This is a genomic window from Cellulophaga geojensis KL-A (genome assembly GCF_000568425.1).
GTDB classification, from domain to species: Bacteria; Bacteroidota; Bacteroidia; order Flavobacteriales; family Flavobacteriaceae; genus Cellulophaga; species Cellulophaga lytica.
Genome location: NZ_ARZX01000008.1, coordinates 99,076 through 125,810, shown reverse-complemented (window position 1 = coordinate 125,810; position 26,735 = coordinate 99,076). Strand labels below are relative to the sequence as shown.

Here is a 26,735-nt window from a genome sequence, read left to right as displayed (position 1 = left end):
TAGATATAGTATTATGAAAAAAATTATAATCGCAATGGTAACTATCCTTTTTATTGGAGGAGTTACTGCATGTAGTGAGGATTTTACAACAAATCCGCGAGAAGACGGAGAAGATTTGGAAACATTTTTTCTTGAAGAGGAAAACGTAGATGCAGCCATAATTGGTATTTATGATTTAATGCAACACACCTACTCTGTAGACTGGCACAGTGCATTTTTAGTAAAACAATTACCTGGTGATGATATGAATGCTGCCGGTGGTAACAGTGGAGATCAACCACAATTACAAGATATAGATGATTATGCAAACGTATCTACATCTAACCAATCTATAGAAAGTGTTTGGAACTTGTTTTACAGAACAATTTCTTTATCAAACTTAGTTATAGAAAACATTAAAGAAAGTGACTTAAGTAATAAAGAATTAGCATTAGCTGAAGCTAAATTTTTAAGAGCTTGGTCTTATTTTGAGCTTACTACAATGTTTGGTGATGTTCCTTTAAGATTAACAATACCATCTACAGCAGATGAGTTTGGAATTGCTAAATCTCCTAGAGCAGATATTTACACACAAGTAAAAGCAGACTTAACAGACGCTATTGCTGGTTTACCAGACAAAACTGCTTTAACAGAAGACTTTAGAGTTTCTAAAGGTGCTGCACAGGCATTAATGGGTAAAGTATTGGTTTTTGAAGGATTATACGGAGAAGCTATTCCGTTTTTTGAAGCTGTAATTTCTAATCCAGCGCATGACTTAGAAGATAACCCAGAAGATGCTTGGAGTATTAACCACGAGTTTGGAAAAGAATCCTTATTTGAAATTGGTTTTATTTCTACAACCGGAAGAGACTGGGGTAACTTTGCTTGGGGCGGAAGAAATGAAAACAACATACACATACAGTTAATGGGGCCACGTGGTGATGGTATTTTTGATGTATCTCCTGTTGGTTTAATTAATGGTTGGGGCTTTAACTTACCAACTGCTAAACTTTTAAATGCTTTTGATGCTGCTGGTGATACAGACCGTAAACTAGCTACTGTAATGACAGAAGAAGAACTAATTGCTGCTGGCGGTAGTGTAGATGAAAGCGCTGCAACTGGCGGAAGTATTTGGGACTATGAAGGTGGTATTAGAATAAAATATGCTACAAAAGAAGAAGATACAAGTGCTGATGGTGTTAAAGAATTAAACTATGGTACTAACTATAGGTTATACCGTTATGCAGAAATGTTATTATTAGCTGCTGAAGCTTATAATAAAGATAATAAAGACGCTGAGGCAAGAACAGAACTTAACAAGGTTAGAAACAGAGCTGGTTTACCAGATGTAGATGCATCTTTAGCTGGAGACGATTTGTTTGAAGCTATTGTTAACGAAAAGTTTTTAGAATTAGCTCATGAAGGACAACGTTTTTGGGATTTAGTTCGTTGGGGTAAAGCTGCAACAGAATTAGCAGGAACAGGTTATACATCTAAAAATGATTTATTCCCTATTCCAGAAACAGAAATAGAGAAGAATTCTGAATTGACACAAGCAGATCAGAATCCTGGTTATTAGTAGTTAGATTTTTAGTTCATTTAATACGGCGGTATAAGTTATCTTATATCGTCGTATTTTTTTATCTAGTTTTAAATCGCATGTAGAGCACTTTCCTCTTTATGCGATTTTTTTGCATATACAAGGGTTAATATATAAAAAAACAAGTGTTTTTATCTTCATAAAATTAACAAAAATAGTGGTTGAAATTTATTAAAAACACAATTTAAACAGCTGATTTTCAACTATATAAATAAAATATTTCCTTTAACAATTAATTAACTTCGATTAGTTCTGAACTAACCGAACCAATTATATCTTTGTCGCTTCTTTTTAAACATAAAAAGAAAATAAAAACAAATACTAATTAAAAAAAGGTATTGCAAATGAAGAAGAATATGTGCAGCAAAAAAAGTACACTAGTAGAAAAACTAGGAGTACACATAGAATCTAACAACGGATATTCTCCTATAGCTTCTAGAGTGCTTGCTTATATTATCCTAACAGGAAAAATAGGGACAACTTTTGAAGATTTAGTATCACTATTATGTGCTAGTAAAAGTACCATATCAACGCAGTTAAACTATTTAACAGACATAAAAGAGATAGAATATTTTACTAAAACTGGTGATCGTAAAAAATACTATGTAATTACTTCCAATAAAATAAAAAGTCATATTTCTAATATGATACAGAAATGGGAAGTAGAAAAAGAACTACATCAAGAAGTTAGAGATTATAAAAAAGAGATTAATGATTTAGAAACCACTACAGAAGAAGAAAAATTTGATTTAACATTTCATAACAATTACATACAATTTTTAAACCAAGCAATTACGTCCATCTCAAAACTAAACGTGGACAACATTAACCTATAAAGACAGAATAAAGATGAAAAAGAGAACTATTAGTAGAATTATAATTCCAATGGCAGCATTCCTTGTCATTGTGAGCTGTGGAAGCAAGCAAGAACAACAAGCACCACAGGCACCACCAGCACCTTTCCCGGTTGCACAATTACAACCTAAAACAGTAACAAGTTATGCAGAATACCCTACAACAATAGAGGGTATTGTAAATAGTGATGTTAGGGCAAAAACATCTGGTTACATTCAAAAAGTTTTAGTAGATGAAGGACAAAAAGTACGTAAAGGTCAGGTTTTATTTAGATTAGAAACACAATCTTTAAGTCAGGATGCTAGTGCAGCAAAAGCACGTATTAATGTAGCACAGGTAGAGGTTAACAAATTAATACCACTAGTAGAAAAAAATATTATTAGTGAAGTTCAGTTAGAAACTGCAAAAGCTAATTTAGCACAGGCTAAAGCTAATTACAGCAGTGTAAGTGCTAATATTGGTTACGCTACAATTAAAAGCCCTGTAGATGGTTACGTTGGTGCTATTAATTTTAGAGAAGGTGCTTTAATTTCTCCAAGTGACCCTACTCCACTTACTACAGTTAGTGATATTAGCAAAGTGTATGCATTTTTTAGCTTAAATGAAACACAATATTTAGACTTTTTAGAAAAGGCAGAAGGTAAAACTTTAAATGAAAAATTAGCAAATTACCCAGAGGTAAGTCTAATTTTAGCAAATGGTAGTACATACTCTGAAAAAGGTAAAATACAAACTAGTACAGGACAAATAAACCCAAGTACTGGTACCGTAAGTTTAAGAGCTATATTTAACAACCCTAACCGTTTAATAACAAATGGTAACAGTGGTAAAATACAAATACCTAATACGTTTGAAAATGCTATTGTTGTACCACAACAAGCAACATATGAGCAACAAGGTAATGTAATGATATTTAAAGTAGGAGAAGATAATAAAGTATCTACATCTATTATTAAAATAAAATCTACTGTAGATAATTTATATGTTGTAGAATCTGGTTTAGATCCTAAAGACAAAATTGTTACAACTGGTGTAGGTAAATTAAAAAATGGTGTGGTAATAACTCCTCAAGAAACTTCTTTTGATGATGCCATAAAACCTATAGCTACATTATTTAAAAACTAAAAAAATCTAAACTTATTTAGTTATGTTAAAAACATTTATTGAAAGACCCGTTCTTTCAACAGTAATATCTATTATCATTGTTGTACTTGGTGTTATAAGTATAACAAGTTTACCAATAGAAGAATATCCAGATATTGCGCCACCAACAATTAAGGTGTCGGCATCATATACAGGAGCCAATGCAGAAACGGTATTAGAGAGTGTAATTATACCTATAGAGGAGCAAATTAACGGTGTAGAAGGTATGAGTTATATTACCTCTACAGCATCTAACAACGGTACTGCCGAAATTACAGTTTATTTTGATCAAGAAATAGATGCAGATATTGCAGCTGTAAACGTACAAAACCGTGTAGCAAGAGCCAACCCTTTATTACCACAAGAGGTAATACAAACTGGGGTAACTACGCAAAAGCAAGAGACTAGTGCTTTAATGTTTATATCTATGTATTCTGAAAATGAAGATTATGATGCAACATTTATTCAGAACTACTTAAAAATAAACGTTATACCAGCAATGCAACGTATTAGCGGTGTTGGTGATGTATCTGTATTTTCTCAGCAAGATTATGCTATGCGTATTTGGTTAAAACCAGAAAAATTAGCAGCATATAATTTAATACCTTCAGATATTTCTGCTGCTTTAGCAGAACAAAACTTAGAAGCAGCTGCTGGTTCTTTAGGTGAAAATAATGGAGAAGCATTTTCATATACTTTAACCTATAGCGGACGTTTTAAAGAACAAAAGCAATACGGAGATATTATTATAAAAGCATTAGGTAACGGAGAATTTTTACGTTTAAATGATGTTGCTACAATAGAGTTAGATGCACAATCTTACTCTTCTAACGCAATGAGTTTAGGAAACCCTGCAGTTTTTATGGGTATTTTTCAAACAAAAGGTTCTAATGCACAAGAAATTATAGAAAACATAAAAACCACTTTAGCATCTGTAGAAAAAGACTTGCCAGAAGGTTTAAATATATTTGTTCCTTATGATACAAGTTTATTCTTAAACGCATCAATAGAAAAAGTAATTAGTACACTTGTTGAAGCCTTTTTATTAGTTTTCTTAGTTGTATTTATCTTTTTACAAGATTTTAGATCTACTTTAATACCAGCAATTGCAGTACCTGTATCTATTATTGGTACCTTCTTTTTCTTAAGTGTATTTGGGTATTCTATAAATCTACTAACATTATTTGCATTAGTATTAGCTATTGGTATTGTGGTAGATGATGCTATTGTTGTGGTAGAAGCCGTCCATGCTAAAATGGATGAAGGAGTTAAAAATCCTAAAAAGGCTACACTTGTTGCAATGAACGAGATTTCTGGAGCCATTATATCTATTACATTAGTAATGGCAGCTGTATTTATTCCGGTAACATTTATTACGGGGCCTACTGGTGTTTTTTATGAGCAATTTGGAGTTACTTTAATTATTGCCATTTTAATTTCTGCAGTAAACGCATTAACATTAAGTCCGGCTTTATGTGCTTTATTATTAAAAGAGCATAAACATGATGAAGAGTTAAAAGGCAAAAGTCCATTACAACGCTTTTACACTTTATTTAACCGTGGTTTTAATGCTACTATAGACAGGTATGGTAAATCACTTCAATTTTTATACAAAAGAAAATTTGTTTCTGTATTGTTATTAATAATTGCAGGTGTGGGTATCTACTGGGCATCACAAACAACACCAACTGGTTTTGTACCAGATGAAGATAGAGGTATTATTTTTGCAAACATAGAATTACCTGCGGGTTCTTCTTTAGATAGAACCGATGCTGTTTCTAGAGATTTATACTCTAAAATAAACGGTATAGAAGGTATTGCTGGTGTTAACTTTATTAAAGGTCGAAGTTTAATTAGTGGTGCTGGTACCAACTACGGTTTTGGTATTATTAAATTAAAAGATTGGACAGAGCGTGAAGATCCTTCTACATCTGTACAGGCCATAACAGGTAAGTTATTTGGTATTGCATCTACAATGCCAGAAGCAAATATTATTTTCTTCTCACCACCAAGTATACGTGGTTTTGGTAACTCTGCTGGTTTTGAAGTTAACTTATTAGATAAATTTGGAGGTGAGTTTACAGAATTAGACAAAACAAACAAAGAGTTTGCAATGGCTTTAATGTCTCACCCCGAAATTAAGTATGCACAATCTTCATTTAATACAAGTTACCCACAGTATGAGATGGATATTAATGTACCACTAGCTAAAGAAAAAGGAGTATCTGTTAGCAGTATTTTCTCTACTTTACAGGGTTATATTGGTGGTGTGTACGCATCAGATTTTTCTAGATTTGGTAAACAATTTAGAGTATACATACAGGCCTTACCTGATGACAGAGCTAGTGTAGATGATTTAAACAGTATGTATGTTAGAACAGATGCTGGTGAAATGACGCCTATTACACAGTTTGTAAACTTAGAGCGTGTGTATGGTCCACAATCTGTAACTCGTTTTAACTTATTTAATTCTACAAAAATAACAGGTGCTACAAACGAAGGTTTTAGTACAGGTGATGCTATTAGAATTATAGAAGAGGAAGTTGCTAAATTACCTAGTAATTATACAGTTGCTTATTCTGGTTTAACACGTGAAGAAGTAAATGCTGGTAGTCAAACCACATTTATATTTATACTAAGTATTTTATTTGTTTACTTTTTATTAAGTGCACAGTATGAGAGTTACTTACTACCATTTGCAGTAGTATTATCATTACCATTTGGTGTATTTGGAGCTTATATAAGTACTAAGTTTTTAGGCTTAGAGAATAACATTTACTTCCAAATTGCATTAATTATGCTTATTGGTTTACTTGCTAAAAATGCCATATTAATTGTAGAGTTTGCACTGCAACGTAGAAGAGCAGGAGAATCTATTGTAGATGCTGCTATAGATGGTGCTAAATCTCGTTTAAGACCAATTTTAATGACTTCTTTTGCCTTTATTTTAGGTTTAATGCCATTAGCATTAGCAAAAGGTGTTGGTGCAGAAGGTAACAACTCTATTGGTACAGGTGCCGCTGGTGGTATGTTAATTGGTACCATATTAGGGGTATTTGTTATTCCAATACTGTTTATTTTATTTCAATGGTTACAAGAAAAAGTTTCAGGTAAACCAGCAATTCAAACTACAGAAGAATAAAAACTATGAAATCTACAATAAAATATAAATTTATTAGCAAAACAGCGCTTATAGTAGTTGTTGCTTTTACACTACAAAGTTGTTTTGTTGCTAAGGATTATGATAGGCCAGAGTTACCACAAACCGAGGCCTTATACAGAACAGACAATTTGCCTACAGATAGTATATCTATGGCAAATGTGTCTTGGAAAAACTTGTTTACTGACAATTATTTGGAGCAGTACATACAAGAAGGTTTGCAAAACAATTTAGATATTAGAATTGCAATTCAACAATTGGCAGCTGCAGAGGCTTATGCTAAACAAGGTAAGGCTGGGTATTTTCCAACATTAAGCATTGGTCCTAATTACACACACCAAGAGTTATCTAAAAACAGTCAGTTTGGTTCTTTTTTAAGTAATACTTCTACAGACCAGTATGATATTACTGCTAACCTATCTTGGGAAGCTGATATTTGGGGTAAAATAAGAAGCAATAAAAGAGCCACACAAGCTGCATATATGCAAAGTGTTGCTGGGCACCAAGCTGTAAAAACACAGCTTATTTCTAGTATTGCAAATACATATTATAACTTATTGGCTTTAGATGCCCAATTAGCTATTACTAAAGAAACAATTAAGACTAGAGAAAGTAGTGTAGAAACAATTAAAGCCTTAAAAGATGCTGGTAATGTAACGCAAGTTGCAGTAGACCAAAACATAGCACAATACAATAGTGCAAAAGCTTTAAAAGTAGATCTTGAAGCTGCTATTTTTAGAACAGAAAATACGTTAAGTATATTATTAGGTAAGGCACCACAAAGCTTTAAGAGAAGTAGTTTAGACATACAAAAAATAGAAACCGACTTAGCGCTTGGTGTACCAGCTACATTACTTAGCAACAGACCAGATGTTATGGCGGCAGAATATGGTTTAATTAATTCTTTTGAGCTTACAAATGTTGCTAGAAGTAGTTTTTATCCTTCATTAACATTAACAGCTTCTGGGGGATACCAAAGTTTAGAGTTAGATAAATTATTAGACGCTAACTCACTTTTTGCAAATATTGTTGGTGGTTTAACGCAGCCTATTTTTAATCAGCGTAAGCTAAAAACACAAAAAGAAGTTGCGCTAGCACAACAAGAACAGTCTTTATTACAATTTAAAAAGACACTTTTAACTGCTGGGTCTGAGGTATCTAATGCTTTGTATACGTACAATGCAGAAACTGAAAAATATGAGTACAGATTAAAACAAGTTGAAGCCTTACGTAGAGCAGAGCAAAACTCTGAAGAGTTACTTAAAAATGGGTACGCAAATTACCTAGATTTATTAACTGCCAGAGAAAGTGCTTTAAATGCAGAACTTAATATTATTGATAGCAAATTACAGCAACTAACAAGTATTGTAAATTTATATGAAGCTCTTGGTGGCGGCTGGAAATAATATAAGTAGTAATGATCACTAAAAAAGAGCTTTTAGAATGTGCTAAAGCCAATTTTACAAAATTTGGCAGCAAACGTATTACTTTAGATGAGTTAGCAAAAACGCTAGGAATTTCTAAAAAAACGATTTATGTACATTTTAAAAACAAAGAAACTTTAGTGAACAAAAGTGTTACGTCTTTAATAAACGATTATAAATTGGATATTAATGAAATTGTTAAAAACAATTTAAATGACGATATACTTACTATTATACTAATATATAAACGAGGGTTTGAGTATCTAAGATACTTTAAACCCTCGTTTATTTTTGGTTTAAAAAAATACTATCCTAAAGCCCATACTACTTTTTACAATTTTAGGCATGAGCTTGCTTTTACAATCATTTATAACCTTTTAAAAAATGCTAAAGAAAAAGGACAAATTTTACCTAATGTAAACCTTAAACTGGTTACAGAGTTATATTTTTTAAATGTAGGGACTATTGCTTTTTCTTCAGACAATCTTTTTAATATTTATGATTCTGATACAATTTTAAAACATTTAATTGTTTACAATTTAAAAGGTATAACTGTAAAAGAGTACGCTAACAGTTATTATAACTAACGTCACTTTTTAAGTATATTGGCATCTAAAAAATATGTCATTTTTAATGATACCGTAGTGCTATTATTTTCTTCTAAAACACGTTTTAAATTTGTACCATAATTAGAGTTTACTGCTGCATTATAGTAGTTAGACCCAAGTTTGCAAGCTAAACTAACTTCACTAGCTGGTGCAAACTGCCATTTGGCTAAAACATCTATATTAAACTGATTAAAATTATCATCATAATCATCTGGATTTATACTAAAATTATTAGTCATAAAATCACCATTATTTTTTAGTGTAAATTGGTTATTATAATCTACTGTAATCCAATAATGACGCAAACGCATATTTACATTTAAGGTAGAGTTTACAGCATAATTTAAAGTAATTGCGTTGTTTAATTCTTTTACTTTTCTACTACCAAAAACAATATCATTTTCCTCATTTTTTATAAATCCTACTCCGTTTGGTTTGTCTTCTAAAGCCTGACTAAAATAAAGAGAAAAGTGCTGACCAACTCTTGCCCGCAGACCATAGCCCGTAATAAACTCATTTGTAAACACATCAGAATTGTAATATTTAACCAAAACCATATATGCAGATAATGAAATGTTTTTGTTACTATTTGTTTGGTATTCTAAAAAGGTTTCTGCTTGTGCTGGCACATTAAAATATCTATCTTTTGTACGTGCTTCAAAAAAGTTTTTGCCTTTAGCTAAATATCTAAATTCAGCAAAAAAAGTATGATTATTTTTTTTAAACACACCATAGGTGCCCAACTTGTAATACGTTTGCTCTTGCTTCATTAAACTGTAATAGTACCTCTGCTGGTGATCTAAAAAAACTTGATATCTAGAAAATATTTTTTTAGGCTTATTATTGGTATAACTTAAATCCCCTTTAAAGCGCAGCTCATTGTTTCTAGACAAATATCCAAAATCATTAGAGTCAAATTTATCATCTAGTAATTTAATAGATGCTCCTCCTCGCCATTTGCCACTAACTTTACCCGCATAACCATAGTACTCGTGTCCAAACTCGTCTTCCGTATTAGAAAAATATTTTTGAGAAAGTGCCTTTTTAAAGTACATAGAGTAGGTTCTGTTTTTATTGTAATAACGATACAAAAGTGCTGTTAAGTTAGCATCATAAATAGCGCCACTGCGCAATACAGAGTTATTTATAAAAGTTAAAGATGAGTTGTTTTTTAATGCTTTATCTAAAACAATTGCATTGTAATTGGTTAGTGGGTTGGTTACAACTTTTCTTGTAGTATTGGTATTTATATTCTTAATTTCAGCTTCACTCTCTGCAGTAATTCCGTTTAAAACACCAATAGACAATCCGTTTTTAGATTTACCTGTAAACTTAAGTAAGTTAATAATGTTAGATGTAACTGGGTTTTCTTTAGCCTCTTCATCTTCAGACAAATGAATGTTATCTTTAGATATTGGCGCACCTCCTATTCTACGTGTATACAAATAACCACCTTTGTCAAAAATCTCTGTACCTTCTACAAAAAACTGTCTATTTTCATTAAACTTTACTTCAAAAGGAGATAGATTAAAAATTTGATCGTCTGATGGTGCCTGACTAAAATCTGGAATAAGAGAAACATCTAATGTATATGCATTTTTGTGCACATACTTTACATCTAAACCGCCATTAAAAGTTGTATTTTTAGTACCAGTAGGACTCTTTTCTGTTACTACAGATACAAACGGATTAAAAGACAAATTAAGCGGTGGCGCTATACTGTTTAATCCATTTAATTTTCCTAGCTGATTTAAATATCCGTCTACATCTAACCGTATTGGGTTCCAATAGGCATCTTCATTTAAAGCATTTGTTATACGTTGAAAATTGATCTTAAAATTGCTTAAATCCTCTTTAGGAAAACGTATACTATTAAATGGTATTTTCATTTCTACAATCCATTTAGTAGCATACAATTTTACTTTACTCTGCCAAACAACATTGTAATTTGCGTAAGTATCGGTTGGTGTTATTTTTTGGTCGGACTGTACACCTGCAGCTGTAACAGAAAAATCGTAACCTTCTCTAGCCTCTCCAAAAGGATCTATTTGTATGCCAAAAACATCTGCATTACCCACATCATCCCTGGCCGTTAATTGGCTGCTAATTTCATTTTTATCATCAACATATAAAACACCTAAAACATACAAGTAACTATCATCAAATAAAATAGCTATATCTGTTTTTTGTTTAGATGATTTTCCGGCCTCTGGCAAGGTTTGTATAAAATTACCTGCCACTAAATGTTGCTGCCATATTGCTTCTGTAGCTTCTCCATCTATCTTAATAATTTCTGTTGCCCTATGTATTTTTATACTTTTTTGGGCTGTTACGTTATGTAGTACAAACCCAAATGCACACAAGACTACCAACCTACAGATATTGGTTTTTTTACTAATTTTCATAATTGGTTGTTTTTTAATTGACAACACAAATGTGAGATTGTTATACCATACTATTGGTTAAGACAAGGTTAAAGGGCAGTTAATGGCAAGGCAACTAAAAAAATTGTTCTATTAACAAAAGAGCAAAAGACCTTTAAATGCTATAAACAGGGCGAATATTAACGTTAACGAAGGGTTAACGACTTCTGTTTACGGTACATAATGTAGGTTTATTGGTATTTTTGACTAGCAGAAAATAACCAATGAAAAACAAAACAACCATATTAATAAGTACCGCTATACTAGTTTTAATAGCGTTATCGTCTATACAGGCGTACTTAATAAACAATACTTACCAACTAAAAAAGAAAGCTTTTATTAATGAAACTACAGATGTTATCTCTGTAATAGATGACAATACTAAACTAGATTCATTGTACAATATATGGGGAGATAATTTAAAAAATTACATAGCAGATTATAAAAACAATCGTTTATCTAAACACCAAATTGTTAGTAGGTCTAAAGAAAAAAGTGATAGCCTAAATACCGAGTTTAAAAAAATATTTAAAGCAGAACTTAAAAAAGTAAATTTAGGGTATGATGTAGATTTTAAAATGAATTTAACTAGCGTTGTTCTTTTAGATAAAGTTAAAAATGACACCATATTTTCTGCTGGCAAAAAAGAATTAAGATTATTTGGCGAAGATTTTGAAGATAAAAACGCAAAAACCATTAACAACGCTAAGTGGTTTTCTGAGCAAGAATTTGTTGAAAAAATTAAAGATGAAATAAAAATAAACACCTTTGATTTAGAAGTAAAAACAGAAAATAAAATAGTTATTAAAGACTGGAAAAGTATTGTATATAAAAGAATGGCCTTTTTATTTTTTGCCTCTGTACTAATATTTTTAATTGTTATTGGGCTTTTATACTACGCCATAAAAAACTTAATAACACAGAAAAAAATAACAGCTATTAAAACCGATTTTATAAATAATATTACGCATGAGTTAAAAACACCTTTAGCTACATTAAGTATAGCATCTAAAAGTCTTAAAAAAGAAGAAATTAAAAATAATGAAGTAATTTTTAACAGCACACTTAATATTGTAGATAGGCAAAATGAACGTTTACAAAAACTAATAGATCAAGTAATGACTAACAGCCTTAGCTCTAGAGAAATTATACTAAACAAAGAGCAGGTTATTGATAATGAGTATTTTAAAAACTTAATTGATGATTTTAAATTATCTGTACAACAACAAGACGTTACTATTGTAAACAACGTTTGTAGCGCAGAGGTTTTACTGCGTATTGATAAATTTCATTTTACCACAGCATTACTAAACATATTAGAAAATGCAGTAAAATATGGTTCAGCATCTATAAAAATCACCATAGAAACAAAGCATATAAACGGAGAATATTGTATTAACATAACTGATAATGGTATTGGCATACCAGAAAAAAACCTACCCCTAATTTTTGATAAATTTTACAGAGTTACAGAGGGCAATTTACACAACGTAAAAGGTTTAGGCTTAGGCTTGTATTATACTAACCAAATTATAAAAGCACATAATGGTTCTATTGCTTTACATAGCCAATTACATAAAGGAACAACGTTTACTATTAAAACACCAATAAACTAATGCAAAAAACCACTGTTTTATTAGCCGAGGACGATTTTGATTTTGGAAGTATTTTAAAACAATACTTAGAAATTCACAATTTTGCAGTTACCTGGGCAAAAGATGGAAAAGAAGCTTTAGATATTTTTATGTTAGAAGCTAACAACAACACTCCTTTTGGTATTTGCGTTTTTGATGTGATGATGCCAAAAATGGATGGCTTTACTCTAGCAGAAAAAATAATAAACAATAGCCCAGAAACCCCTTTTGTTTTTTTAACTGCAAAAAAAATGAAAGAAGATAAAATAAAAGGTTTAAAACTTGGAGCAGATGATTATATAGTAAAACCTTTTGAAGCAGATATTTTAGTATTACGATTAAAAAATATATTAAAAAGAACACAAAAAATCATTCATCAATCAAAAAACAACAGCAGTTACAACATAGGCGCCTATGTTTTTAACCCTGTTAATTACCAACTAATATTTAACAACACCACACAACGGCTAACAGAAAAAGAAGCTCAATTAATAGCCTATTTTTTTGAGAACAAAAACCAAATGGTAAAAAGAGATCATTTACTTAATGCCGTTTGGGGTACAGACGATTTTTTCTCTGGTCGTAGTATGGATGTTTTTATTAGTAGGCTCCGTAAATATTTTAAAGAAGACAACAACATTTCTATAGAGAGTGCGCGTGGTGTTGGCTTAACCTTTAAAATTAAGGAGTAAAAGTAACAACAAAAACTTCTGTAAAAAACAGAAATTAAAAACAAAAATCTATGAAAAAAATAACAATATTAACAGTACACATTATTTTATTTTTGCTAGGAAGCACAGTACTAGCACAAACAATACCAACACCGCCAAAACCACCAACAACACATACATCTTCTTCTAGTTCTATGTCTTATTCTAAAACCAGTAGTGATAACCAAGGCGGAAACATTTCTATAGCTATTAGCAATACTAATGATAGCTATAAGTTTAAAGCAAAATTCCCTGAAGAAAGATATGTAGAAATAGTATCTGTCTTAAAAAATGAATTAGAATCTAAAAAAATGACCAAATCTGGTAGTACTTATTCTTGGGTTTCTAATGCTAATGGTAACGAAGTTTACAATGTTAATTTAAACTCTAAAAAGCTAACAATGTCTTTAGATAAAAGTATTGCTTCTGATGCTCTTATCACAAAGTTTGAAGCCTTGGGTAAAACACTTAAAACAGTTATTTCTGGTAATGATGAAACAAAAAGAGAAGCAGAAGAATTACAGCGTGAAGCAGATAGATTACTTAGAGATGCAGAAAGAATGAAACGTGAAGCTGCCAGAATACAAAGAGAAGCAAAGCGCATAGAGCAGGCTAATTTGGAAAGCTACAAAGAAGATGCTATACGTATTGCTGAAGAAGCCAAACGTTTAGCAGAAAAAGCTGCAATAATCAGCGTAGAAGCAAGTCATAAAGGAGCTATTAATGCTCCTTTAAAAATGTTATTGCGTAATAACAAAACTTACTTAAGTAATACCCTAAAAAACACAATTAATTATACTTGGCCAAGTGCGCAAAATGAGCTTATTACAGCTCTTTTAAAAAATAATATGGTACAATCTAAAAATGATATTGTTTTTAATACAGACCCAACTGGTGTATACATAAACGGTACAAAACTTACCAACACGCAAATTAACCAGTACAAGACTATTTTAAAAAAATATAACATTACGCCAGATAATACATTCTCGTTCTACAAAACAGACAATAATATTGTTATTATTAATAACAATGCAAAACTTACTAGCTTTTTAAAAAGTTTAAAAGAAAAAGGGTATATAAACTCTTTAAAAGACAAATTGCTTTTAGAAATTAACGGTACCAGTATTATAAAAAACGGAAAGGCTGTTTCTACTAAAGATGTAGCAATTTACAACAGACTGCTTTTACAAAATAACATTATACCTGCGCCTGGTAAAATTATAGAAATAACAGCTTCTAATGCTTATAAATTAGGGTATACATTAAACAACAAATCACATATAGGAACTTGGGTTATGCCTTAAGTAAAGCACAACCCAGTTCTTAATTTTATAAACTATTTTTTTGTTACAGACATTGAGTATGGTTTAGCTTCCTTTGCCGTTCCTCTACTCTTGTTTGGTGTGTTTTTCATACTAAAATTATAAGTTGCACCACTCATAATATCATCATACGTAATGTAGTTTTTAGTATAGCTATTTCCGTTTTTCTGTACCTCATCAATATAAATATTTTCTTTACTATTATTTGGGGCATTAACTGTAAATGTTTTACCGTTTCTTAAATGCATTTTTACACTTTTAAACAACGGACTACCCAAAGCATATTCTCCAGTTCCTGGAGTTACAGGATAAAAACCAGCAGCAGAAAACACATACCAGGCAGATGTTTGCCCGTTATCTTCATCACCACATAAACCATCTGGTGCAGAAGAATATAACTTATCCATTACATTACGCACGTGCATTTGTGTTTTCCAAGGTTGTTCTAACCAATTGTACAAATAAATTGCGTGTTGTATAGGTTGGTTTCCGTGTGCATATTGCCCCATATCTGCAACCAGCATTTCTGTAATTTCGTGTATTTGTTGTCCGTAGTAAGAGTCATTAAAAGTGGGTGCTGCAGTAAAAACATCGTCTAACCTAGAGCGCATTTTAGCTACACCTCCAAAGCCTTCTGCTAAACCTAACGGATCATGAAAAACACACCACGTCCAGTGCCAAGCAGCACCTTCTGTAAAAGCATCTCCCCATTTGTCTGGTGTATATGTAGTTGCCCATGAACCATCTTTATTTTTACCACGCATAAAACCTATTTTAGGATCAAATACATTTTTATAATTTAAAGATCGTTCTCTAAATAACTTAACCTGTTTTTTAGGCTTTCCTAATGCTTCTCCCAATTCTGCAATACTCCAATCTGCAAAAGCATACTCTAAAGTACGTGCTGCATTTTCATTTACGCCAACATCATAAGGAACATATCCTAAATCATTATAAAATTCAGCTCCAAAACGACCAACAGAATTAACAGGTCCTTTACGGGTTGAATTTTTAACAACGGCTTCATACAAGGTTTCAATATCATACCCTCTAATACCTCTTAAATAAGCATCAGCAATGTTTATAGCAGAGTTAGACCCTATCATACAATCTCTATGTCCAGGGCTGGCCCACTCTGGTAACCAACCACTTTCATTATACGTATTTACAAGGCCTTGCATTACATTGCTTAAATACTCTGGATACATTATTGTGAAAAATGGAAAAACAGCTCTAAATGTATCCCAAAAGCCATTATCTGTAAACATATAACCAGGCAAAACTTCTCCATTATATGGACTGTAATGTACTATTTCATTAGCTGCATTTAGCTCATAAAACTTTCTTGGAAACAATAAAACTCTGTACAAAGCGGTGTAAAATGTTCTGTATTCTTCTACAGTACCACCTGCAACCTCCATACGGCCTAACTCTTTATTCCAAGCTGCAGCAGCTTTTTCTTTAGTCTGATTAAAAGTATCATCTCCTATTTCTCTTTTTAGGTTGATTTCTGCTTGCTCTAAACTAATAAAAGACGATGCTACTTTTGCTGTAACTTGTTCCCCATCTTTTGTTGAAAAACTGATAGCTGCACCAACGTGGTAACCTTCTGCTGTTTTACTTTCTGATGTATGCTCTATACCTTCTTTTTCCTTTTTCCAAGTTAAAACCTCATCAAAATCTTTATCAAAAACTAAAACAAAATAATTGTGAAAATTACCCGGTACGCCACCACTATTATTTCTGCAATACCCAATAATTTTGCGCTCTTCTGGTATTATTTTTACCATAGAACCTTTAAAAAAACCATCTACAAGAATATGAGATTTTTTAGACTCAGGAAACGTAAACCTAAATTGGGCGCCTCTTTCTGTTGGTGTAATTTCTGTAGTTACATCATAGTCTGCCAAGTAAGCACTGTAGTAATGTGGTTTACTAATTTCTGCTTTGTGTGAATACCAAGAAGCTCTCTCGTCCTCATTAATTTTTAATTTTCCTGTTTCTGGAAATAATGAAAATGCTGCATAATCATTAATCCACGGACTTGGTTGGTGGGTTTGTTTAAAACCTCTAAGTTTTAAAGCATCGTAGGTATATCCCCAGCCGTCTCCCATTTTACCAGTTTGGGGCGTCCAAAAGTTCATTCCCCACGGTGTAGCTATTGCAGGGTAAGTATTACCGTTAGACAATGCAAACTCTGAGTCTGAACCTACCAATGGGTTTACATAATCTACATAAGAAACTCCCGTGTTAGATTGTGCTACTACAGCAGTTGTTACAAGTACAATTAGGGGAAAAAGTATTTTTATTAATTTCATTTTTTGAGATTGTTTACACTATTTTTTATGGATAATATTTTACTAATTTAAGGTTATTTGTGCCGTATTTTAACTAAAAAAAGAGGAGGAATAATTTTCCTCCCCTTAAAAAACTAAATAATTACACTAAAAAACTATTTATCCCACCATACTCTTGTGGTAAGTACATCTGGACCTTGAGATGCAATTGCCGCAGCATAGTTGTCTGGGTTATTACTTTGCTCGCTTGTAGAGTATGTTAACCTTCTTGGTATTGTACCTCCTGTTTCATTACCAGGATAATTTGTTGGTGTTAGGTTAGGGAAACCTGTTCTCCTCCAATTAGCAAAAGCTTCATACTCATTTAAAAAAGTTGCAGCCCAATATTGGGTGTTAATTTGCTCTAATGCATTTGCTGCATCAAACGGGTTTGCTGTTAAATAAGCATCTATATCTGCATCATCTATAATAGCGGCATCACCATAAATTGCTAACATTTTCATTGCTGCTCTTACTCCTGCATTGTAGTGTGCTTCTGCATTACCACCTGCTAACCCCCAACGCTCTGCTGCTTCTGCAAGCATAAACTCTACCTCAGCATAAGTCTGAAAAAACATTGGCGCACCTTCACCGGTAATAATACTTCTGTTAGGTTCTGCATATAAATCTGTATCTTTTTCTCCTGTAGACTCCTCTAATAACTGGCTATCTAATCCGTTTGGCAAACCTTTTAAATCTGCAACATTAGTACTACCATCACTTTTACGAGCTGCTAAAATTGGCAGTCTAGGATCTCCCTGTAAAAAGTCTATAAACGTTTTACTCATTCTAGGGTTGCTATCTGCTGTAAAAACTTCTCCGTTACCGTTTTTATTTATTCCCTCTGGGCCAGCAGTATGTTGTATGTATGCAATATCATCATTAGATTCCATTACGCCACCAGCTATTGCTTTAGTTGCCCAAGCCTCAGCCGCAGCAGGATCTACTTTTATTAAGCGTAGACCTAACCTTAGCATCATAGAGTTTCCAAATTTTTTCCATTGAGATTGATCTCCTTGAAACATTAAATCTGCATCTCCAAAACCAGAAACTCCGGTACCTAATACTGCAACAGACTCTTCTAACTCTTTTAGCATATCTGCATAAATATCACTCTGCTTGTCATATTTAGGAGTTAGGTTTCCTGTTAGTACCGCTTTACCAGCTTCAGAGTAAGGAACATCACCATACAAATCTGTTAATCTGTGGTAAATAAAAACTCTCATTATTCTAGTAATAGCTTTCATTTCTTCTGGCTGTTCTTCTTCATCTAATTGAACAAGCATATCCTCTACGGTTTTTATAGCATTACCGTAAATACGATCTATCATAGAAGATGCATACCCTTTGTTCCATGTATATTTATCTCCAGACCAATAGCCTGCTGTTGTAGATAAATGTTGCATCATTGTAGAAGAGTATATTAAATTTGCTCTCCAGTTCTCATAACGTTCACCTGATGTGTATAGTTGAGCAGCACTAAGCTTAGTGGTAGCCGGCACCTGATTTGGTGCTGTTGGGTTAACGTTTAGCTCTTCAAAACCTTTATCACAGGCTCCAAGAACTAATACAAATGATAATATAAATAATATTTTTCTCATGTTCTTAAAATTTTACATTTAGACTAAAACCATAGTTTCTAGTTGATGGTACACCAAAATATTCTAAACCTTGTGAGTTACCTGAGTTGTATGTACTTTCTGGATCTACATTATCTATACTTCTTGAAATGTAGAATAAGTTTCTTGCTATTACTGATACATTTACACTACTTATAAATGTTTTTTCTAGCATTTTTTCTGGTAATGAATACCCTAAACTAAACTCTCTAAACTTTATGTAATCAGAGTCTTCTACAAATTCCTCTGCAATACGACTAATTCTTCCATAGTATGTTTGTAAATCTTCTGGTGCAACAGTAGTTGTAAATTCTTGACCAGTGTCACCGTCTATACCAGTAACTACTAATCCGTTTTCTCTGCCTTTTAAAGTTTCTTTGTGTAAACCTGTACTGTAACCTAAAGCATTAGTACCAGACAATAATTGTCCGCCAAATTTACCGTCAATTAAAAAGCCTAAGCTAAAATCTTTATATCTAAAGGTATTACTCCAACCTAAAGTTAATGGCGGTACACCTTCTCCTAATATTTTACGCTCTCCTTCTTGTGCAATTGGCACACCTTCTGAGTTTATATCATAAATAATGTTACCAGCATCATCTCTATTATAAGATACACCTACTATAGAACCATAAGGCTCACCTACAACGTGTGTAATTCTTGCGTTTTGTGTTCTTGGCTCATCTAAGCTAATTGGTGTACCCTCATCATTAGTAGCAGTAACTTCACTTTTATTATAAGACCCGTTAAAGCTTGTGTTCCAGCTAAAATTATCTGTTTGTATTGGTGTACCAGAAATTAAAAACTCTATACCTTTATTTTCTAACTTACCAATGTTAGCCGTTGCACTTTCATAACCAGAAAATACAGATGTAGATATATTTACAATATCCTTAGAAGTTTCATTTTGGTAATAAGCAATATCAAAAGAAAGTCTGTTTCCAAAAAGTCTAAGATCTAAACCAATTTCTGTTTCGTCTTTTTCCCAAGGAACTAAATTTGGGTTAGGAACAGAGTTTCCGTTAATTCTACCTAAAGTTTGCCCTTGGTGACCTTGTCCAAAAATTTGGTATGTTGGTGCTAATTGATAAGCAATGTCTCCACCACCAGCTACACCAGAATAACCTCCTCTAATTTTTAAAAAGTCTATAAAGTTAGGTAGTTCTAATAAATCTGATAAAATAACACTTGTATTTACAGAGAAGTAAAACTCGTCATTAGGTGTAGTTTTGCCTGGGTAAGATAATGTAGAAAACCAATCGTTTCTTCCTGTAAAGGTTAAGTAAGCCCATTTATCATATGAAAATCCTAAAGATCCATAAATACCAGAAATTTTTCTTTCTTGAAATTCTCTACTTCTACTTTGGTCTCTAAGGTTAGATATATCTTCAAAACCAGGAACAACAAAATTGTCTCCTCCTAAAATTAAAGTTTCTGACTTAACGTGGTTTGTATTTGCACCAACCAACCCATCAACACCAAACTTATCTGTTATACTTTTTTCTATACCTAGCATTACATCAGCATCTATTTGTGTATATCTACCTTCAGTCTCGTTCATACCTCCTAAAAGTTTGTATGCTGTTCCCCAAGGCTCTATAGATGTAGATTTTCTTGTGTAATGATCCACACCAACACGTGTAGATGCATATAACCAATCTAAAATATCATAACGTAAAGATGTAGATGCTATAATTCTGTTTTTTAAATCTTCATTACTAAAATTGTATGCAGAAAAATAAGGGTTTTGCGAGTAAATGTTTGCAGAGTATCCTCTTTCTGACCCATCTGGGTTTGCACCCGGATTCATATCACGTACATCTACGTTTGGAGACAATAATGCAACAGTATAGTTTGCATTTCCAGGAGCATCAGACAATCTTGGTCTGTTGTTCACATTTTCTACAATATATTTTACATTAACCTGACTTGTTAACTTGTCTGCTAATACAGCACTTGTATTTAAAGAAAATGATTTTCTGTTAATACCTGAGTTAGGCACAATATCTTCATTATCTAAGTCAGATACAGAAAGCCTGTAACTCATTTTTTCAGAACCACTTGTAATTGCTATTGTGTTTATAAACGTAGTACCTGTTCTGTAAAAGTGATCTCTGTTATCGCCTACATAAGAATAAGGTCTTTCTTGCCCATCCCATTGTACAACGCTAGAACCATCTAATTTTGGACCCCAAGAAGACAATCCTAAATCAAAAGCTTCAGACTGGTTAGCAGGTACTCTACCCCTTGTACCTTGTCCATATGATGTTTGAAAATCTGTTAAAGAAGTATCTACCTCATCAAAAGTAACAGAGCTACTAATTTCTACACCCAATCCTTTTTTCTGGGTACCTTTTTTTGTTGTAATAATAATTACACCATTACCTGCTCTAGAACCATAAAGAGCTGCAGCTGCACCACCTTTTAGTACACTTACAGATGCTATATCGTCTGGATTTATACTAGAGATACCGTCACCTCCGTCACTACCACCATACAAATCTGCAGATCCACTATTTTCATTACCAATAGGAATACCATCTACAACATACAAAGGTTGGTTGTTACCTGTTAATGTACTGTTACCACGAATAATAACTCTACTAGAACCAGCAGCACCGGTTGAGTTTTGGGTAATATTTACACCTGCAACCTTACCTTGTAATGAGTTAATTGCACTAACTTGTTTTACATTAGATAGCTCGTCTCCTCCAACTTCTGTTAAAGAATACCCTAATGCCTTTGCTTCTTTTTTAATACCTAAAGCTGTTACAACTACTTCGCCTAACTGCTCTGCATCTTCAACCAAAGAAACGTTAAGTGTAGTTTTCCCTGCTACTGCAGCACTTTTTGCAGTATAACCTATAGAAGTAAACTCTAATATTGAAGAGTTACTTGCTACAGTTATTGTGTATTTACCATCAAAATCTGTAGATGTACCATTAGATGTTCCTTTTTCTAAAACATTAACCCCTAGTAAAGGTACTCCTGCTTCATCTGTAACCGTACCAGTCACAGTTTTGTTTTGCGCTACCATACCACTAGTAAGGAGAAATAGCACAAACAACAATAAGTAATGTGTTTGTTTTTGCATACTTAAATGAGTTTTAATTGTTAAGTTAGTTATTAGTTAATTTAACTTTAAATTTTACGTATTAATGTTAAAAGCAGAAATTAATTCGACTAACAACTTTGTGGAAAAGCTAAGCGACAATATAAGGAGGTGTTAAAAATACAGAGGCTTAATTATTAATTCCTCAGTTTTATCTTAAACAAATGCGCATTTAAAAATAACTACAGCAAAAACCTACAAACACTACAGAATAAGACACTTACAAATAAGAAAACTTGTTAAACAATAGCTATTACTCTAGTCTTACTTCTAAAACAGTGCCATTAAGTAAGTTTTTATGAGACACAAAATACCCTTTAAGGTCTTTATTATCTAAACGGATACTGTTAATTTTTCCATTAACATTTCCTGTTCGTTTAATTATTAACGTTTTGTTTTTGTAGTATGTAGTATTTAAATGAATTGTGACTGATGAAAACCTGGGTGTAGTTATGGTATAAACTGGTGTAGCCGGACTAACAGGATATATACCCATCATTGCATATACCACCCAAGCAGACATTGTACCTGTATCATCATTACCTGGTAAGCCAGATGGTGTATTTGTAAAATATGTATTTATTAATTGCTGCACACGTTTTTGAGTTTTCCATTCATCTCCTTTGCTGTAGTTATATAAAAAAGGATAAGCAATATCTGGCTCATTAGCCATATCAAACTGGTTATTATCAAAAATATAATCTAGGTGAGATACAAATTGTTTTTTACCGCCCATTAGCTTCATTAAGCCTTTAATATCGTGGGGAACCATAAAAGCATACTGCCAAGCATTACCTTCTATATAACCCACATTTTTTTCAAAATTTGCACCTTTATACGGATCAAAAGGTGTGTACCAACTACCATCACTATTTTTAGGTCTTAGTAGTTTTAACTTACTATCAAATAATTTTTTATAGGATAAAGATTGATTATAAAACTTTTTATAGTCTGCCTTTTTACCCAATTCTTTTGCTAGTTGAGAAATGGCAAAATCTGCTATATTATATTCTTCAGTTGTAGAAACAGGACCTTCAGCTCCTCCGTTTACACTTAAATATCCATTTTTCCAATACTCTTTATTACCTGGTCGTAACGGATTATTGTCTAATTCTGTAGCTCCTTTTACCATTGCTGCATAAGCCTCCTCTACATTAAAATCTCTAATACCGCGCAAATATGTATCTGCTATTACAACTGGCGCAGGATCACCTACCATTGTAAAAGTTTCTGTAGAATTTAACTCCCATTTGGGCAACCAACCATTTTCTTTGTACATAGATAACATACTATTTACCATATTAGATTGTTGCTCTGGGTACAATGTACTCATTAAAGGATGGTAATTTCTGTAGGTATCCCAAAGCGAAAAAACGGTGTATCTAGTGCCTTTGGTATTTCCTATTTTACCTGTTGCAATCTCAGGATAATCTCCATTATAATCATTTAAAGTATTTGGATGTATTTGTGTATGGTATAAAGCTGTATAAAATATTGTTTTATCATCTGCAGAACCTCCTTTTACCTCTACAGTAGACAAAGTCTTGTTCCATGCCGTTTTTGTGGTGGCATATACATCATCAAAATTTTTATTAGCTGTTTCTTTTTCTAAATTTTCCCTAGCATTTTCTATACTTACGTAAGACACACCAATTTTTACCTCAACAGTGGTTTTCTTTTTAAAATTGTAACGCATATAAGCACCAATACTATCACCTACAACTTCTCTTGTAAAGCCTTTCATTAGTCTAGTTTTACCATTATACCCCATCCATTGTGCTTCTACTCCATTGTATTTGTATGGTTTTTTCCAAGCTCCAAACTCATCTGCTGGACTAGAAAATTTAGCAACAAAATATACTGGGTAAGCCTGTTCTGGACTATTATAACAGAAAGAGCCAACTGTGCGCATTCCTTCAATTTCTGTATTAGATACCACTTTTACCGTTGCGCCTTGCTCATTAGTTAAGCCAAGTCCTAAATTTAAAAGTATGTTAGATTCTCCTGCTGGAAATGTATACCTAGACACTCCTACTCTTGTTGTTGCAGTTAGTTCTGTTTTTATATTGTATTTAGATAAGTTAACTGAGTAATAGCCTGCTTTAGAAACCTCATCTGTGTAAGTGGTTCCGTATTGCATATGGTTTGTTTTTAAATCTCCTGTAGTTGGCATAGTTAAAATAACTCCCAAATCTGGACAACCAACTCCACTTAAGTTTACGTGCGTAAATCCTGTTAAAAAATTGTATTGTTTAACATAAGGGTTAGACAGCCAACCAGCATCTTTTTGTACTGCTACATTAAAAGGAGATACACTTGCCATACCTCTTGGCGCAATTGCTCCAGGATTTGTTGCTCCAAAATTAGAGGTTCCTATAAATGGATTTACGTAGTCTACAGGTTGTTGACCAAAGGCAAAACTTACTACAACTAAAACAATACTTAAAATTTTAAATTTTATACTCATAATTCTATTCTACAATAATTTCATCTACAAACAACCAGGCACCACCGCCATTAGGCGGACTTTTTAAATTAGTTACCACCACCTTTATGTACCTAGCTTTAGTTGGTTTAAAATTGATTTTAAAATCTTTTAATTCTGATGCATTGCTTACTTTAAATGGTCTAGTAACCTCTGCAACTTTGGTAAACTTTTTTCTATGTTCTGATGTAAAGACTTCTATTTTTAAAGGAAAATAAATTCCTGAACTTTGATTTTCTAGTGTACCAACTGTTACTGCAGAAAACGCTGTTTCTACATCAAAATCTATTACCACATCCATATTATTACCCAACCAACCTTGCCACTGTCCGTCGTGAAAATTTTTAGATCCTCTTAATACATTTACCAAACCTAGCTGTTGCTCTCCTTGGTAATTTTTATGATACTTAGTGTTATAAACCACATATTTACCAACCGCATTATGGTAATTAAACTCTTTAGTTAAGGTTGGCCCTACTTGTTTATTATTTTTAAACATTGCAGCCTTTAACGTAGCTGTTTTATTTAGTTGAATTGGATTTTGATATTGTGAAGATGACTGTGAAAGCAAAGAACCATCTACGGAGTATCTAATATCTGAATCTGGAAATTCATTTTTTAATAAGATTGATAATTCACCTTTTTCTATATCAACTTTAGTATCTGTAGTTACCTGATAAGCACTTTTAGCATAGTTAACACCCATAACATCATAACGCTTAAACAGCTCTTTTACTCTACCTGAAAAATTAGCCCAGTTTTTATGTGTCGTTGGTGTCCACAGAACCTCAGACATAGCAGCCAGTCTAGGAAATATCATATACTCAGACTGTTGTTCTGTTGGTATATACTCTGCCCACAAATTTGCTTGTCCGCCTAACACGTGTTTTTCCTGCTCTGGAGTCATTTTATCTACCACTGGGTTAAACTCATATACTTTGCTAAGCGGAGTATAACCACCAAATGCTAAAGGTTCTTGATCTTGATTTCCTTGATAATGATCAAAATAACAATGCGTACCAGGTGTCATTACAACATTATGCCCCTCTGCAGATGCCTCTAGACCGCCCTTTACACCACGCCAACTCATAACGGTTGCTCCTGGAGCCAAACCGCCCTCTAAAATTTCATCCCAACCAATTAAAACCCTATTTTTAGAACTTATAAAACGTTCTATTCTTTTAATAAAATAGCTCTGCAATTCATCTACATTTGCTAAGTCTTCTGTTTGTAATCTAGAGGTACAATGTGTACAAGTTTTCCAATTGGTTTTTGTAGCTTCATCTCCGCCAATGTGTATATATTTAGACGGAAACAACTCCATAACCTCTGTTAATACATCTTCTAAAAAAGTAAATGTTTCTTCCTTACCAGCACAGTAAATATCTGTAATTGGCCAAACACCACCAGACGGAACCATAATTTGCTCTCCTAAACAAGAAAACTCTGGGTATGCAGCTATTGCACTACTAACGTGTGCTGGCATCTCTATTTCTGGCACTACAGTTATACCTCTTTCTTTTGCATAGGCTACTACTTCTTTTATTTGCTCTTGCGTATAAAAACCTCCGTAAGTAGCTTTTGTTCCTAAAGGTGCATTTGGTCTAGCGTTCCATCCTTTATCCTCTTGGTTTACCCTATAACCACCAACAGACGTTAGTTTTGGATATTTTTTAATTTCTATTCTCCATCCTTGATCATCTACCAAATGCCAATGAAATGTATTCATTTTTAGCATTGCCATACGGTCTAACGTTTTTTTTATATAATCTACCTCAAAAAAATGTCTAGACACATCTAACATTAGTCCGCGCCATTTAAAACGAGGATTATCTTTAATTTCTATTGCTGGAACTACCCACTCTTTTTGCACAAAGCTTGCACTCTCTATACTAGCAGGAAGTAACTGTTTTATAGTTTCTAATCCATATACAAAACCAGAATACGTTTTTGCAGATACGGTTATATGATTAGAATTAATTACTAAATTATAGCCTTCATAAGGTAATGAGTCTACAATTTTAAACTGTAAAAAATTAGAAGAAGGAGCACTAGCTACCACAGCTAATTTTACACCTGAGACTTGTTTAAACTTTTGAGAAAAAGACGCTAATAATTTTTGTTCATTTTTTGTGCTTGCAACCAATTTTGTATTTCCATTAAAACTAAAACTACCTTTATGTAACTCTGTAAATACAGGCTTAGGAATAATATTAATTTCTTCTTCTGTAAATTTTTTTTCTTTTTTAGTTGTACAACCAAACATTAATAACAGTAGAAAAATGGTTATGTGGTAGTTAAGTTTTTTCAAAATGAAATACG

The 26,735-nt window shown here is 32.8% G+C and carries 15 protein-coding genes; 9 read left to right on the top strand and 6 right to left on the bottom strand.

Going from position 1 to position 26,735, the window contains the following annotated elements:
- Window positions 1-13: 13 nt before the first annotated feature.
- The 6 genes from KLA_RS08270 (at window position 14) to KLA_RS08245 (ending at window position 8,748) form a co-directional block, all read left to right on the top strand.
- Window positions 14-1,558, top strand: a complete 1,545-nt coding sequence (locus tag KLA_RS08270; RefSeq protein ID WP_013621913.1) for a RagB/SusD family nutrient uptake outer membrane protein — start codon at window positions 14-16, stop codon at window positions 1,556-1,558.
- Window positions 1,559-1,923: 365 nt separating this feature from the next.
- The gene (locus KLA_RS08265) at window positions 1,924-2,415 is read left to right on the top strand and encodes a GbsR/MarR family transcriptional regulator (protein WP_013621912.1); all 492 of its coding nucleotides are present in this window, start codon (window positions 1,924-1,926) and stop codon (window positions 2,413-2,415) included.
- A 13-nt stretch (window positions 2,416-2,428) separates the two neighbouring features.
- A complete protein-coding gene (locus KLA_RS08260; RefSeq protein WP_013621911.1) occupies window positions 2,429-3,559 on the top strand; it encodes an efflux RND transporter periplasmic adaptor subunit in 1,131 nt (376 codons plus the stop codon).
- Between the two features lie 22 nt (window positions 3,560-3,581).
- Window positions 3,582-6,719 carry an efflux RND transporter permease subunit gene (locus tag KLA_RS08255; protein WP_034644983.1) on the top strand — a complete coding sequence of 1,046 codons (3,138 nt, stop codon included), beginning with the start codon at window positions 3,582-3,584 and terminating at the stop codon, window positions 6,717-6,719.
- Window positions 6,720-6,724: 5 nt separating this feature from the next.
- A complete protein-coding gene (locus KLA_RS08250; RefSeq protein WP_013621909.1) occupies window positions 6,725-8,143 on the top strand; it encodes an efflux transporter outer membrane subunit in 1,419 nt (472 codons plus the stop codon).
- Window positions 8,144-8,154: 11 nt separating this feature from the next.
- Window positions 8,155-8,748 (top strand): TetR/AcrR family transcriptional regulator, encoded by a 594-nt coding sequence (locus tag KLA_RS08245; protein WP_013621908.1) that lies wholly within the window; start codon window positions 8,155-8,157, stop codon window positions 8,746-8,748.
- Window positions 8,749-8,750: 2 nt separating this feature from the next.
- Here the strand turns inward: KLA_RS08245 and KLA_RS08240 are convergent, their stop codons facing one another.
- Window positions 8,751-11,174, bottom strand: a complete 2,424-nt coding sequence (locus tag KLA_RS08240) for a DUF5916 domain-containing protein (RefSeq protein WP_034644982.1) — start codon at window positions 11,172-11,174, stop codon at window positions 8,751-8,753.
- A gap of 242 nt (window positions 11,175-11,416) precedes the next feature.
- Between KLA_RS08240 and KLA_RS08235 the strand changes: the two genes are divergently transcribed.
- The 3 genes from KLA_RS08235 to KLA_RS08225 are packed head-to-tail and all read left to right on the top strand — an operon-like array spanning window position 11,417 to window position 14,843.
- Window positions 11,417-12,808, top strand: coding sequence for a sensor histidine kinase (locus KLA_RS08235; protein ID WP_034644979.1), 1,392 nt, complete (start codon window positions 11,417-11,419; stop codon window positions 12,806-12,808).
- A complete protein-coding gene (locus KLA_RS08230) occupies window positions 12,808-13,518 on the top strand; it encodes a response regulator transcription factor (RefSeq protein WP_013621905.1) in 711 nt (236 codons plus the stop codon). Before KLA_RS08235 ends, KLA_RS08230 begins: the two co-directional genes overlap by 1 nt.
- Window positions 13,519-13,568: 50 nt before the next feature.
- Window positions 13,569-14,843, top strand: coding sequence for a hypothetical protein (locus KLA_RS08225; protein WP_034644976.1), 1,275 nt, complete (start codon window positions 13,569-13,571; stop codon window positions 14,841-14,843).
- Between the two features lie 32 nt (window positions 14,844-14,875).
- On the opposite strand, the gene KLA_RS08220 is transcribed toward KLA_RS08225, so the two are convergent.
- The 5 genes from KLA_RS08220 to KLA_RS08200 form a co-directional block, all read right to left on the bottom strand.
- Window positions 14,876-17,179 carry a GH92 family glycosyl hydrolase gene (locus tag KLA_RS08220; protein WP_034644974.1) on the bottom strand — a complete coding sequence of 768 codons (2,304 nt, stop codon included), beginning with the start codon at window positions 17,177-17,179 and terminating at the stop codon, window positions 14,876-14,878.
- A gap of 134 nt (window positions 17,180-17,313) precedes the next feature.
- Window positions 17,314-18,798 carry a SusD/RagB family nutrient-binding outer membrane lipoprotein gene (locus KLA_RS08215; protein WP_013621902.1) on the bottom strand — a complete coding sequence of 495 codons (1,485 nt, stop codon included), beginning with the start codon at window positions 18,796-18,798 and terminating at the stop codon, window positions 17,314-17,316.
- Between the two features lie 4 nt (window positions 18,799-18,802).
- The gene (locus KLA_RS08210) at window positions 18,803-21,910 is read right to left on the bottom strand and encodes a SusC/RagA family TonB-linked outer membrane protein (protein WP_034644971.1); all 3,108 of its coding nucleotides are present in this window, start codon (window positions 21,908-21,910) and stop codon (window positions 18,803-18,805) included.
- 271 nt (window positions 21,911-22,181) lie between these two features.
- Complete coding sequence (locus KLA_RS08205; RefSeq protein WP_034644970.1) at window positions 22,182-24,395, bottom strand: GH92 family glycosyl hydrolase; 2,214 nt, start codon at window positions 24,393-24,395, stop codon at window positions 22,182-22,184.
- 4 nt (window positions 24,396-24,399) lie between these two features.
- Window positions 24,400-26,724 carry a family 20 glycosylhydrolase gene (locus KLA_RS08200; RefSeq protein WP_034644969.1) on the bottom strand — a complete coding sequence of 775 codons (2,325 nt, stop codon included), beginning with the start codon at window positions 26,722-26,724 and terminating at the stop codon, window positions 24,400-24,402.
- Window positions 26,725-26,735 lie beyond the last annotated feature (11 nt).